The sequence below is a fragment of the Abyssisolibacter sp. ZYX002 genome (assembly GCF_056892235.1).
The window spans coordinates 11,941-25,678 of the sequence record NZ_JARMXH010000013.1 but is presented as its reverse complement, the minus strand read 5'-3'; the positions used below and the strand labels follow the sequence as shown (position 1 = coordinate 25,678).

Sequence of the window (13,738 nt, the reverse complement as noted above, 5' to 3'; positions counted from 1 at the left end):
TCCTCCTTTACGGGCCCTTTTGTCGACATCTTGCTATATTGCAATTGCTATGCCAATTAAAAACACAGTTATCATGCCTCATAGCGCTTGTAGATGTCGAGTCATAAATGACTCTCATATTACTTAGTATCATAAATTAAATTACTTTCGTTATAAATTGCGCATATATAAAAGGTGAGTCAATATGCACTCATCGAGTTTATATTGACTCACCTTTTATATATTTTCTATACAATCTTGAAGCTTTTGATTGGCTAATCCCTAGTTTCTTTGATATTTTTCTTGTTGATTGGTACTCTTCATATGCCTTTTTTATAATATCTTTTTCGTAACTTTCCATAAGTCCGTCTAAAGTTGTGCCTCCATCAATATCAATATAATTATTTTTGACAGGTAACTCATATAAATGTTTTGGCAGATGCCATGGTCTTATAACTACGTCCTTATTGACAACAACCAACCTTTCAACAACATGTGAAAGTTCTCTTATGTTTCCTTTCCATGAATAGTTTAAAAAAATGTTCTTGACTTCATCCGAAAAACGATGGGTTTTATTATATTTTTGATTATATTTATTTAAATAAAAATCACATAATACCAAAATATCTTCTTTTCGCTGTCTAATTGGGGGAATGTTGAGCTCAAATACATTCAATCTGTAGTATAAATCTTCTCTAAAGCTTCCCATTTCAACCATCTTTTTTAAATCTTTATTTGTTGCGGTTATAATCCTAGTATCTACTTCTATAGGCTTAGTACCACCTACAGGATAGAACTTTTTGTCTTGTATGAACTGAAGTAATTTAGCCTGCATTTTATAGGGTAACTCAGAAATCTCATCTAAAAACAGAGTCCCTTTATTAGCTTCAGCTGCAAGCCCTTTCTTACCTTTTTCATTTGCGCCTGTAAAACTGCCCCCTATATATCCATACAACTCAGATTCAAACAAATCTTTGCTTATAGCTGCACAGTTTATATGCACAAAAGGATTTTCTTTTCTGTTACTATTCTCATGTATATACTTACCGATTAAAGTTTTACCTACCCCTGATTCACCTGTTATTAGACATGTTAAATCTGCATCAACAATATGATCGGCTAATGCCACAACTTTTTTCATAATGTTGCTATTATAGATTAATTGAGACTCGAGTTTTTTGTTACTTCTAGACCCAATATCCTCTAGAAAAAAAAGATTCTGTATTTCATTATCCGGTATATCATCTCTTACACTCATAGCTACATACTTGATTTCTCCATTATTATCTAATATAGGTATTGCAATAGTCAATATTTTTGCACCTAATTTTGTTTCTTGCTTTTGCTTAACAGCTTTTTTACTTTTGTATACATAAGGAAGAACCGAAGAACTCCAATATTCATCTGCAAAATCATAAAATGAACATCCTATCATTTCCTCCTTTGTCATGCCATAATGCCTCTCACAGGCATTATTAACATAAATTATTTTGTAATTATTATCATAGATAATAACTTCATCATACAATTCATCTATTGCATGAACAAATTCTTCATAAGATATATTATTTGGACTAAGCATAAAACCCTCCTTGTAAAAGTGATCATATACATTTCTCCTAAGTCTATTATAACATTCATATAATCTTATCATTACTAAGGTTATGTATTTTACTTAATATTGTTGTACTTTGTTATACTAACCATATCAATTTTTTTATATAGAAAAAAGAAAGAAAATTTAATAATAATTACAGTTTTATGAAAGTTATTGAATGTTTTCTAAATAAATAAAATCCTCCACACTATAACTAATCTTGTATCTTTAATTACCTTTCGTGGAAGATTTCTTTATTCATACGTTACTTTTAAATTAAGTCTTGCATATTTGTCATTTTGACTTTATTACTTTATACTTTATGTACATCTATTTCATAATTCACAGGATTAGTCAAAGAACAAGGCACATCACACATACATTTACCACATGCATCTCCTATACCAATAGAATACTGCGGTATATTGTCATTATAAATTTGACTATTACACTTTTCTCTATCGACAAAAGGATACCCGTTTTCAACTGAAATTGCATCAGCTACACAATACTCAATGCATTTCTTACAAGTCCCATTATATTTGTATAAGCAGTTCTCTTGTTGTTTTCTCTCTGTGGGCTTTAATGGCATATTAGTAATAATACTTCCCATTCTACCACAGCATCCTTTTTCAGTTATAAGCATATTATTTATACCAAATGTTCCTATACCAGCTATATATGCCACATGACGATGTGACCAATCACTAATTAATAGTTTCTCATCATAATTATAAGTTGCTGGTAAAACAGTAGACGTATAATCTTTTTCTGTTATCTTTTCATATAAGTATTTATTTATGTCTAAAATAATATTATTGGTTTCAATATTGGCAATATCCCATCCTCTTGAGCTTTCAATGTTACCAATATTACTCTTCACTATTTCTTCATTAAAAGGTAAGAAAAATATAATTACTGATTTAGCATCACTAATTAAATCAGAAGGCAATGCATGAGTAGGACTAATTAAGTCTTTGAGATCTAAAAACATAGGATCATCAGCACTAGCTACTCCAATAACTGGCTCACGCCAATCAGTTTCAGTTCCTTTGAGTTCTTTATAATTTTTTACATAGTCCTTAATTAATGAATTTATATAGTTATTCATATTTAACCATCCTCACATATGAATTACCCTCCACTTTCTTTAATGAAGTAGGGGCTAATGCTCCTAACAGCAAGTTTACTCAATCTTACAAGTTCATCCTGCCTTAAGATACCACCAAATTTTAGGATAACGTTTTTATAATATACATGTTTATAATGTAATCTTGATTATATCACACTCTAAATTCAATAACAAATTGATTTCGTTCGGCTTATAATACCTATAAATTTCATTATTCTATACTAAAAACATAATAAATACTGATGTTGATTCATAGAACTATTTACACCAATCAAAAAGAACAACGTTATGCGATAAATTATATTCAATTATTTCGGAATAAATAATTAAAATAAATTTGTCTAATACTAAATGATATATGAAAAAGATAAAGAGGTGTAAAATATGCAAATAGGTTTAGTTTTATCAGGTGGTGGTGGTAAGGGCTCTTATCAAATAGGTGCATGGAAAGCTTTCGATGAATTTAATATTAAGTTTGATGTCATAGCAGGAACATCAATAGGGGCTATTAACGGATTGCTTATGTCATCAGTGGATGTTAAAAAAGCTACAAATATTTGGTTAACTTTAGAAGAAAGAATAGGTATTAACTCTTGTAAATTGATATCAGAGCTTACTTTACAGGACTATAATTCTATCTATACAAGCTTTATGGATCCAAGTTTTTGTGAGGAGCTAGTCGAATATAGAGGCAAAGTTAACGAAACACTTATAAATAAGTGCATTAACAATCTTTTAGATAATGCAAAAAAATGCGAAAACCTTTTCGTTTGCTCAACTCAGGTTAAAAAAAGTCCAAGTGGAGAATTTTTTAATATAATGAAAATGAATAAAGAAGATGGTAAGAAAGCTATCTTATCCTCGACATCAATCCCTGTTATATTTAATGCTGTAAACATTGGTGATCATTATTACTATGATGGTGGATTAACAAATAATGTACCTATAGAACCAGTTATTCAGAGCGATTGTGACTTAATAATCGCTGTATTGTTAGATCTAAAAGACATTGATAAATTGAAGATAAATACAACAATGCCGATTCTTCCAATTGTACCATCACAATTTCTTGGTGATTTTAAATCAGGTGTGTTAAATCTTAAAAGACGAGATATAGAGGCCAAAATGGAATTAGGATATACTGACACTTATAAATTTTTAAAAAACATTAAAAACTTTATATGTTAAGTTACTAAGACTTAGAGTCTTAAAAATGCTTAATAGTTTCTTTGGTAAAATAGAAAAACGAGGAAGCCTAAACTTCATCATAAGTTAGCTCTATTTTACCAAACTCTTATGAATCTTAACAGTCACCGTACTCTGTGATTACGTACTTCGAGCAAAAAAATAGAAGCTAATTCACTATACTTCACGTGTGTGTATTAACCTCTAATCTTTATTCATCTCACTATTTCAATAGCTTTCGTAATCTTTCATATTGCAATTTTGTCAATTTAATATATCCATATCCTGTTGTTATAAAATCATCATCTTTCATTTGTCTAATAACACGATAAACCATTCTTTCTGAAGCACCAACATTATATGCCAATGCTTCTTTAGTTATTTTAACAGTAACACTAGACTCTGTATCGAACTTATCCTTAATCATATCGCACAAATATTTTGCTACACGATAGTCTGTGCTATGATATTTTAGACTACCTACTTGTTGTGCTTGCTTACAATTTCTTTTTGCTAATCGTTCTGCTATCTCTCTTGATAAATTATTATCCTCTTGATACCACCTTAAAAAATCATTACAACTCATTACTATTGCAGTACATTCATTCTTAGAAATAACCGAACAAACATAATGATCTATTTTGCTAAGTAGTTCAATATCGCCTATAAAAGTAATATCTTTACTCTGAACATAGATTATTTCTCCACCTTCATATTCATTGTAAACAATCATATCTCCAGAAGAAATTAGCATTAATTTTTTAATAATATCTCCTTTTTGTACAATAACTGTATCTGGTGAGAATTTTTCTATATGCAAATCAATATCTTTAGGCATACATTTTAAAACATCATTAAATCCAGGGAATTTATCCAGAATATCATTTACTGTCATAGTTTACATCCTCTCTTTAAGGTGGTAATTATATTAATATGTTTGCCCTTCATTCTAAGTATATCGTTTTTCCTATTATTTAAAAAGCTACTCAATAATTTGTTTTATTAACTCAACATTTCCAGGGCGTACATTTTCAATAGTAACAGCCTTATTAAATCTATCAATTGCTACTTTGAGATTTCTATCATCATTGTAATGAAGTTCTGCAATTTGTTCTCCTTTTTTTACTGAATCTCCAACCTTTTTCTTTAAAATAATTCCAGCTGAATAATCTAGCTTACTATCTATTTTCTCTCTTCCTGCTCCTAACATCATCGCAACTATTCCTATTTCTTCAGATTTCAATTCCGTAATGAAGCCATCAGCATTTGCACTTATGATATACTGATAGTTTGCAGTTGGTAAAAGTGATAAATTTTCTACAATTGCAGGATTTCCTCCTTGTATTTCAACGAACTCTCTAAATTTATCTAAAGCTTTTCCATTTTCTAAATTATTTAAGATCATCTTACGTGCCTCTTCATAATTTTCAGCTTTTTTCCCTAATACAACCATTCTAGATGCTAATTCAATGCATAATGTTTTAATATCTTCTGGACCTTCATTTTTCAGCACTTCGATTGCTTCTTTAACTTCTAGTGCATTTCCAATAGCATTGCCTAGTGGTTGATCCATATCTGTAATTACTGCTATTGTTTCTCTATTCATGTTTTTACCAATAGAAACCATTTCTTCAGCCAAAGCTTTAGCATCCTCTAAAGTTTTCATAAATGCACCGCTTCCCACTTTTACATCTAAAAGAATAGCATCTGCACCTGATGCTAGTTTTTTACTCATAACACTACTAGCAATTAGTGACATGTTATCAACTGTAGCAGTTAAATCTCTCATTAAATAGATCTTTTTATCTGCAGGAGCAACACTTTTAGTTTGGCTTATAACTGCAATTTTATGTTTATTAACTAGATTTATAAAATTATCCATTTCAATATTAATCTTGAATCCTTCAATTGATTCTAACTTGTCCAAAGTTCCTCCAGTATGTCCCAATCCTTTTCCAGACATTTTTGCTACTGGCACTCCACATGACGCAACTAATGGTCCTACAATCAATGTTGTTGTATCTCCAACACCACCTGTACTATGTTTATCAACTTTTATACCCTCAATAGAGCTTAAATCAATCTGGTCACCAGAAGTCAAAATCGCCTCTGTTAACTCAACTGTCTCACGCTCATTGAGATCATTTAAAAACATAGCCATTAACATAGCTGCAGCATGATATTCTGATATTTCATCATTAGCATATCCATGAACAAAGAAAATAATTTCTTCTTTACTAAGTTCATGTCCATCTCTCTTCTTTTTAATTAAATCATATATTCTCATATAAACACATTCTTTCTATATTAATATTGCTGCAACAGTTGCAGTCATAAACGCTGCTAAACTTCCACCTATTAACGCTCTTAAACCAAGTTTTGCAATATCCCCACGTCTTTCAGGTGCTAATGCCCCTAGTCCTCCAACTTGTATACCTATAGAACTAAAGTTTGCAAATCCACACAATGCATAAGTTAATATTACAACTGTTCTAGGTTGTAATGCTCCTTCTTTAATCAATGTAGATAAACTTGAGTAAGCATAAAATTCATTAATAACAACCTTTTGTCCTAGTAAATTACCAGCTTGTATTGCATCACTCCATGGTACACCCATTATATAAGCTAATGGTGCAAATAATCTACCAAATATCCATTCTAGTGATAGATAGTCCATACCAATCCATCCACCAACCAAACCTATTATAGCATTAACCATAGCAACCAAAGCAATAAATGATAACAACATTGCTCCAACATTTAATGCTAAATGAAGTCCTTCACTAGTTCCTCTTGCTGCTGCATCTATAATATTTGCATCTACATTTTCCATTTCTATTTTAACTGTACCCTTTGTCACAGGTTCTTCCACTTCTGGTATCATAATCTTTGAAATAATTAAACTAGCTGGTGCAGACATAATACTTGCTGCAATAAGATGTCCTGCTTCTGCTCCCATCAATACATAACCAGCCATTACGCCACCCGCTACTGTAGCCATTCCACCTGTCATAACAGTGAGCAACTCAGAGCGAGTCATTGTCTTAATAAAAGGTTTCACTACAAGAGGTGCTTCTGTCTGTCCTACAAATATATTAGCAGTTGCAGATAATGATTCTGCTCCGCTTGTTCCTAGCAACTTCGACATTACAACCGCTAAAATTGATATTATAAATCCCATAATACCTGTATAATATAAAATAGCCATTAAAGCTGAGAAGAAAATTATAGTTGGCAGTACTTGAACAGCAAAAATATACCCGAATGATTCCGCATTTAATAAATCACCAACTAAAAATTTAGTTCCTTCTTGTGTATAACCCAGTATTGATACAACAAAATCATTTAACCTGTCAAAGACAGCCTTTCCTGGAGGCCATTTTAAAATTAATAACCCAAATGCAATTTGCATTACCACTCCGATTAACACTAACTTCCAAGCTACTTTCTTTTTATTATCTGATATAAGATAAGCAACACCTATCATTATCAATAACCCAACAAAACTAATAATCTTTTCCATAATACCTCCTAATTATGATCTATTATTTTATTTCTTACTACTTTTTTAATGTCACTTCATCAAATGAAAATGGCATCATTTCTTGTACTGCCAATTCACTAATATTACCTTTTATATCTTCAAAAACAATATTTCCATTTCTCATATGCTCTACAATCACTTGCCTACATATGCCACATGGATATGTGACATCTCCAGATGAACTTACTATTGCTAACATTTCAAATTCCTTCTCTCCTTCAGATATTGCTTTAAATAAAGCAACTCTTTCCGCACAAATAGTTGCCCCAAAAGAAACGTTTTCTATATTAACACCAGTGTAAATTTTGCCTGATTTAGTGATGACAGCCGCTCCAACTTTAAACTGTGAATATGGCGAGTAAGCGTTTTCCATTGTCATCTTAGCTGCATTGATTAACTCTTTTTTAGTCATATTGCCTCCTACTCCAATCATTTAACTCTAGTTTAATAATTTGATGCTGATATTCCACCTTCATAGATAGTTTTTGTTGAACTAACACCTAATCTATTTGCTCCAGCCTCAATCATTTTCTCAGCAGTTTCTTTTGAACGAATTCCACCTGAAGCTTTTACTCCAACATTTGTACCTACAGTTTCTCTCATCAAACGAATATGTTCTTCTTTTGCTCCACCTGTTGAAAAACCTGTTGATGTTTTTACAAAGTCTGCACCAGCTTCTACAGAAAGCTCACATGCTTTAACAATTTCTTCATTTGTTAAAAGACATGTCTCAAGTATTACTTTTAATATAGCTTTACCATTTACTGCATCCACTACTCCTTTTATATCTTGTTTTACATAATCATATTTTTTCTCTTTTAATGCACCAACATTTATTACCATATCCACTTCAGTAGCTCCCGCCTCAATTGCCTTAGTTGCTTCAAAAGCTTTTACATCACTGATATTTGCTCCTAGTGGAAAACCAACAACAACACAAACTTTAATATCTGTGTCTTTTAATTGCTCTGCTGCAAGAGATGCATAAGCAGTATTCACACAAACTGAAGCAACATGATAAGTTTTAGCCTCATCACATAATCTAATTATGTCACTCGTTGTTACTTCAGGTTTTAATGCCGTATGATCAATCATTTTCATAATTTCTTTCAACCTTATCCCTCTTTCTAACATTATTTGACATTGTTATTTTAAAGTAATATTTCATTTTGTATATTAACATAAAACATACTTTTAAGAATATGACACGTTTCAGTATTCAGTTGGATTAAGAAAAATTTTTGAATTAGGTTATTGGTATCAAAATGGTCTAAACTTGTATTCGACTTATTTGTAAAGTCGGATATTAAGTATAATAATGTATATTCCAATTTTTTCATATACTGAGTAATAAAACATGTACTGCTAATTAGATTTTAATATTATAGTGTATATCTGGTTAAACAAAAAATATATTCTACTATTAGCTTTAAATAATTTTTCCTAAATTATTCAGTCCATTATTAAATGTTATGTGCTTATTTCAGATTGTGAGATAGGAAACAGTTTACTATATTTTTATTTTTATTTTTTGTCAAAAACACCTTATCGTGGATTTTCTTCATCTATTTTTAATCATTAAATTTTTTATCAACAGTTTATTTAGATAATTCACAATCTATTTACTTATTCGCTTGATACATAACATTTTGAAAGTGAAATTGTGCTTATTTATTTCATTTAACAAAAAAAGATGTTTCTTTTTTTATAGAAACATCTTAGATTGATGACAAAGTCATCAAGATAGCAAACTTTAGTAAAAGTTCAATTTCAAGGCGTGTTAAAATTGAGTAGCAGAGCTTACTTAGAGGTAAGTGAGCAACGAAAATTTTAACACAGGCGCAGAAATTGGGCTTTTGTCTACGGTCTGAGATGTTTCTTTTTTTTATAGAAACATCTTTTTATAGCCTTAAATATATACTAAAATTCTTCTCCAGTTATCTCTTTATAAAATTCTTTATTGATATCAATACCTAAACCTGGAGCTTCTGGTTTTGCTAAGTAGCCATCAACAATAGGGGCTTCATTTGTTGTAAGATTCTTTCTTAATGATCCACCATAAAAATCTGGATGCAAATATTCTACATAAGTAGTAAATTTGTTTGCAATATGCAAATGTCTACAGGCTGCAGCTGTAATACCTGTTTTCCATTGATGAGGAGAAACTTGAACATTGTATTGCTCTGCCATGTGTATAATTCGACGTAATTCAGTTAACCCTCCAGCTCTGTTATAATCAGGTTGAATGACTGAAACCCCTGAATGTTTTAGCCACTTTTCACATTCAAATCTAGTAGTAGCCATTTCAGCACCACATATCCTTGTAGAAACTGCCTCAGCTAGCTTTCTATGCCCTTCCAAATCATCATGTGGTAACATTGCTTCAGCAAAATATAAATCTACATCTTCAATTCTATTTAAAATCCATCTACATTCTTCCCAATCAGTGAATCGATATAAGAAGTCACACATCATGTCAATATCGTTACCTAACATTCTACGGCATTCTTTTAAGTAATCAACTATTTGCTGTTTAGTCATCTTTGCATCTTGCATAATACACACTTTAACGGCTTTAACTTTTTTCTCTCTAGCTTTTTTTAATAAAGGCTCATAGGCTTTTAATGCAATTTCCGGTGCAGAATCCGATGGACAATCTGGATATAGAGTGAAATAAGGCGAAACTTTATCTCTGAATTGTCCACCAAGTAATTTATAAGCTGGCAAATTATGCTGTTTTCCAGCTAAATCATATAAAGCCATATCAATACCTGAGATTGCGAACATACCAAATCCACGCATTCCAATCCAACGTGTAGTTTCATACATCAAATCCCAGTTAGCATCAAATTCGATAGGATCTCTACCTATTAACACTTCTGTGAGATTAGTTAACCATTTATGTTCAGTTTCACAATTTGCAAATGCTGCAATTACACTTGGTGAACCATCTGCTTCTCCTATTCCATATCTACCTGCGTTATCAGTTACTTTAACAATGCAAGTATTTTGACTCCAGTTAGAAGCTGATATATTTATCGGTAAAAACTCAATTGATTTTATTAAATTTTCTTTCATAACTTTTCCTCCATCGTATAGTAATTTATTATATTTAAATACAATATGCAGTTCACTTGCTTCGCTTTACTACATCATGAAATTGATATTCTTTAAATGTATTTACGTAATAGTCCTTTTTATAAATCAGCGCCATCTTCTTTTAACGCTTTTCTTACATCTTTTCCATCTATATCATAAACCTTAGTACCGCTTTTTTTGGACAACATCATAGCAATACCAGCTGCATGCCCTTCTGAAAAGCACTGTGCAGTTACTCTTGATGATGCTAAGGCTTCATGCTCGGCATCAATACATCTGCCTGCTACCAAAACATTGTCTAGACTAGCAGGAACCATTGTTCCGAATGGAATTTCATAGTAATCATTTTGTAGCCAGAATAATTTAGGTTTTTCACCACGATGTAGTTCAATCGGCCAAGAGCTTTTCGCAATACCATCTTCCAGTTTGACACAATTTTCTACATCTCTATTTAATAAAGTCTTTCTAGCAACAATGGATCTTGTTTGCCTAACACCCACTTCGCTACCAGTAACAGTGATATAGCTATTTTCACAACCAGGGACATATTCTTTCAATAGCTTAAAATAAGCTAATGCCTGTTTTCTTGCAGCTATCTCAGCATAAGTCCTCTCCTCAGCTTTCACGCAATTTAAGCAATTTCCATTATTTTTAGATACACTTGTGGCATTTATATATAACTGTCCTTTATTCGGACATTTGAAAATCCATATTTTCTTTCTTGGTAAACTCACTCCAAATTTCTTTTCAGCCTCTTTAATCTTTTCAGAAAAATCATCATTACAAATTGTATTCTCTCCAAAATGATTCCAGAATTTTTCATCATCAACTCCATTGATCATAAAAATTAATGATGGATTTTGCACAACACCATTCTGTCCCATTCTAAACTCACCACCAGATGATGCAACAAGCACTGCATCTCCTGAAGTATCAATAAAGTAATCAGCTTTAATTAATCCATAACCATCAGCCGTATTTACAACAACTGCCTTTATTTCTCTATCTTCTAGCATCACATTTGTTACTACTGTGTGATATAAAATTTCAGCTCCTGCTTCTATTACTAATTCCTCTGCTGAATACTTCCAAACAAATGGATCATGAGCATCTACATAAGTATTGCCATAAAGTTGAGGTTCCGATAATCCTCCATTTCTTAACAACCTTTGCCTAAACTTTTCGGCAAACCCAAAGACAATTTGCTTTGGCCCATTTTTAGAAGTCCATTCTTCATTCGTCAAATAAAGTCCACAAATAGTCCCGGATAGGCCTCCAACGGCTTGACCTCCCAAGAAACCATTTTTTTCAATTATCAATGTTTTTAAGCCCTGTCTAGCAGTAGTTTCGGCTGCAGCTACACCAGCTGGACCGCCACCTACCACTATCACGTCATACTGTCCAATTAGCTCTATATTGTCACAAGTTACTTGTTCCTTTCGATAAACTGTATTTTCAACTTGCTTTACAGAAGTTTTATTAATTGTCATCACCAGAAAGTTCCTCCTGTCTTTCTTTTATTCTATAATCTTTTTTAAGCCATTTCAGTAAACAAATAAACATAATAATGTAAAGAATAATCATTGGAGGTGCTGAAATAATCGCCATTGATTTAATAGTATTGATAGCACCACCCATTAATAATGCAACCATAGAAATAGCTCCAACAGCTACACACCAAATTAATCTAACTGCCAAATCAGGATCCTCGTTTGGTTTTAAATTCTTAGTTGTCATCATAGATACAGCATAAGTAGCTGAAGTCATAGTCGTTGTTATTAAAAAATATGCAGCAATTAAGAAAATTACTAAAACTGCAGCTCCTAATGGAACAGAACCTATAACTTCAATAATAGCTCCTGCTAAACCTAGATTAGTAAACCATTCTAGAATTGGTAATGTATCTGTTAATATACCATTTACAGTGTAACCACCTAGAATTCCTAAGAATAGTAGACATCCAACTGATGATCCTATCACGCATGTCAATATTACTTCTTTCATTTTTCTACCGTAAGATACTTTTGCTATAAATAATCCCATCATTACTAGATAAGCAAAATACCATGCCCAGTAAAAAATTGTCCAATCCTGTGGAAATCCTGATTTCATTACTGGATCAGTATAAAATGACATTCTAAAAAAGTTATTTAGCATCATTCCAATACTATCAGAAGTATAATTTATAATAAATGAAGTAGGTCCAGCTAATAAAATAAATGTAATCATACCTACAGAGATATAAACACAGATATTAGCTAATTTACTAATACCTTTTTTAAGTCCTAGTAACATAATTATTGCATAGAAAATTATAAAAGAAGCGACAATAGCTACTTTTACTCCAACAGTAGGTTGAATATTAAATAATTTATTTAGCCCAGCACTCAATAAATCAGCCGAAACTCCCATTGAAGTTGAGAATGCACCTAATGTCCCAAAGATTGCAAATATATTAATTAAATATCCCAGCCATGAACTTTCATGTTTTTTCCCTATTACTTCTGTACATAAAGCACTAAGTCTTAAATTAGTTTTCTTCTTATTATGTAAATAATAAGCATATGGAATTGCAGGAAGTAAGAAAATACTCCAACCAATAACGTTCCAATGATAAATTGAGTACGCAATTGACCAAGTACTTGCATCAGCACTTACTGGATCACATCCAAATGGAGGCCATTGCATATAATATATTGGTTCACCTATAGCCCAATATACCAAACCAGCCCCTACACCAGCTGTAAACATCATAAATGCAAAGCTTACAAATGAAAACTCTGGTTTTGCATCTTTACCGCCAAAACGTACTGTACTATATTTGCCAAATGCTAGCCATGCTAATATACCAACACATCCTAAAGCAACTAACTGTATAATAAATCCAAGTTGATGTGTAATGAATCCCGCACCTTTTGCTGTTAATGCATTTAGTTTTTCTGGAAAAAGTGCAGCTAAGATCATAACTGCAAGTACGAAAATAATCGACGGCCACATTAGTTTGTGGTCTACATTTTTAAATCTTGACTTCTTTTGATTCATAGAAGTTCTCCTTTCATTATGAAATATATTATTAATATATTAGTATTATATCATAAATATATTTTGTTGCAAGCGTTTCCCTTGGCTATAATTAAAATTATAATTGCTTTACAAATACTCCTATTTATTTTTTACAAATTATCACACATTGTATTCTAGC

General features: G+C 31.6%; 11 protein-coding genes. 1 reads left to right on the top strand and 10 read right to left on the bottom strand.

Annotated elements, in window-relative coordinates; all coding sequences use genetic code 11:
* Positions 1–199: 199 nt before the first annotated feature.
* Both P3X86_RS20145 and P3X86_RS20140 read right to left on the bottom strand, forming a co-directional pair.
* On the bottom strand, positions 200–1,561 hold the full coding sequence (locus P3X86_RS20145; RefSeq protein WP_483294537.1) for a sigma-54 interaction domain-containing protein: 1,362 nt from the start codon (positions 1,559–1,561) through the stop codon (positions 200–202).
* Between the two features lie 328 nt (positions 1,562–1,889).
* Positions 1,890–2,687 carry an epoxyqueuosine reductase gene (locus P3X86_RS20140; RefSeq protein ID WP_483294536.1) on the bottom strand — a complete coding sequence of 266 codons (798 nt, stop codon included), beginning with the start codon at positions 2,685–2,687 and terminating at the stop codon, positions 1,890–1,892.
* 405 nt (positions 2,688–3,092) lie between these two features.
* Between P3X86_RS20140 and P3X86_RS20135 the strand changes: the two genes are divergently transcribed.
* Positions 3,093–3,896, top strand: a complete 804-nt coding sequence (locus tag P3X86_RS20135; protein ID WP_483294535.1) for a patatin-like phospholipase family protein — start codon at positions 3,093–3,095, stop codon at positions 3,894–3,896.
* Positions 3,897–4,116: 220 nt separating this feature from the next.
* Here P3X86_RS20135 and P3X86_RS20130 read toward each other — a convergent pair whose 3' ends face one another.
* The 8 genes from P3X86_RS20130 to P3X86_RS20095 form a co-directional block, all read right to left on the bottom strand.
* Positions 4,117–4,788, bottom strand: coding sequence for a Crp/Fnr family transcriptional regulator (locus tag P3X86_RS20130; protein WP_483294534.1), 672 nt, complete (start codon positions 4,786–4,788; stop codon positions 4,117–4,119).
* Between the two features lie 87 nt (positions 4,789–4,875).
* Positions 4,876–6,180, bottom strand: coding sequence for a pyrimidine-nucleoside phosphorylase (locus tag P3X86_RS20125; RefSeq protein ID WP_483294533.1), 1,305 nt, complete (start codon positions 6,178–6,180; stop codon positions 4,876–4,878).
* A gap of 15 nt (positions 6,181–6,195) precedes the next feature.
* Entirely contained in the window at positions 6,196–7,416 is a 1,221-nt protein-coding gene (locus P3X86_RS20120; protein ID WP_483294532.1) for a NupC/NupG family nucleoside CNT transporter, read from the bottom strand.
* 37 nt (positions 7,417–7,453) lie between these two features.
* Positions 7,454–7,849, bottom strand: a complete 396-nt coding sequence (locus P3X86_RS20115) for a cytidine deaminase (protein WP_483294531.1) — start codon at positions 7,847–7,849, stop codon at positions 7,454–7,456.
* 32 nt (positions 7,850–7,881) lie between these two features.
* The gene (deoC, locus tag P3X86_RS20110) at positions 7,882–8,556 is read right to left on the bottom strand and encodes a deoxyribose-phosphate aldolase (RefSeq protein WP_483294557.1); all 675 of its coding nucleotides are present in this window, start codon (positions 8,554–8,556) and stop codon (positions 7,882–7,884) included.
* 801 nt (positions 8,557–9,357) lie between these two features.
* Positions 9,358–10,515 (bottom strand): mandelate racemase/muconate lactonizing enzyme family protein, encoded by a 1,158-nt coding sequence (locus tag P3X86_RS20105; protein ID WP_483294530.1) that lies wholly within the window; start codon positions 10,513–10,515, stop codon positions 9,358–9,360.
* A gap of 119 nt (positions 10,516–10,634) precedes the next feature.
* Positions 10,635–12,026 (bottom strand): FAD-dependent oxidoreductase, encoded by a 1,392-nt coding sequence (locus tag P3X86_RS20100; protein WP_483294556.1) that lies wholly within the window; start codon positions 12,024–12,026, stop codon positions 10,635–10,637.
* Complete coding sequence (locus P3X86_RS20095; protein ID WP_483294529.1) at positions 12,016–13,578, bottom strand: BCCT family transporter; 1,563 nt, start codon at positions 13,576–13,578, stop codon at positions 12,016–12,018. Before P3X86_RS20095 ends, P3X86_RS20100 begins: the two co-directional genes overlap by 11 nt.
* Positions 13,579–13,738: the final 160 nt, after the last annotated feature.

Excerpts from the sequence above, each read along its gene's own strand:
- P3X86_RS20145 (WP_483294537.1), bottom strand. The coding sequence starts at position 1,561 with ATGCTTAGTCCAAATAATATATCTTATGAAGAATTTGTTCATGCAATA.
- P3X86_RS20140 (WP_483294536.1), bottom strand. The coding sequence starts at position 2,687 with ATGAATAACTATATAAATTCATTAATTAAGGACTATGTAAAAAATTAT.
- P3X86_RS20135 (WP_483294535.1), top strand. The coding sequence starts at position 3,093 with ATGCAAATAGGTTTAGTTTTATCAGGTGGTGGTGGTAAGGGCTCTTAT.
- P3X86_RS20130 (WP_483294534.1), bottom strand. The coding sequence starts at position 4,788 with ATGACAGTAAATGATATTCTGGATAAATTCCCTGGATTTAATGATGTT.
- P3X86_RS20125 (WP_483294533.1), bottom strand. The coding sequence starts at position 6,180 with ATGAGAATATATGATTTAATTAAAAAGAAGAGAGATGGACATGAACTT.
- P3X86_RS20120 (WP_483294532.1), bottom strand. The coding sequence starts at position 7,416 with ATGGAAAAGATTATTAGTTTTGTTGGGTTATTGATAATGATAGGTGTT.
- P3X86_RS20115 (WP_483294531.1), bottom strand. The coding sequence starts at position 7,849 with ATGACTAAAAAAGAGTTAATCAATGCAGCTAAGATGACAATGGAAAAC.
- P3X86_RS20105 (WP_483294530.1), bottom strand. The coding sequence starts at position 10,515 with ATGAAAGAAAATTTAATAAAATCAATTGAGTTTTTACCGATAAATATA.
- P3X86_RS20100 (WP_483294556.1), bottom strand. The coding sequence starts at position 12,026 with ATGACAATTAATAAAACTTCTGTAAAGCAAGTTGAAAATACAGTTTAT.
- P3X86_RS20095 (WP_483294529.1), bottom strand. The coding sequence starts at position 13,578 with ATGAATCAAAAGAAGTCAAGATTTAAAAATGTAGACCACAAACTAATG.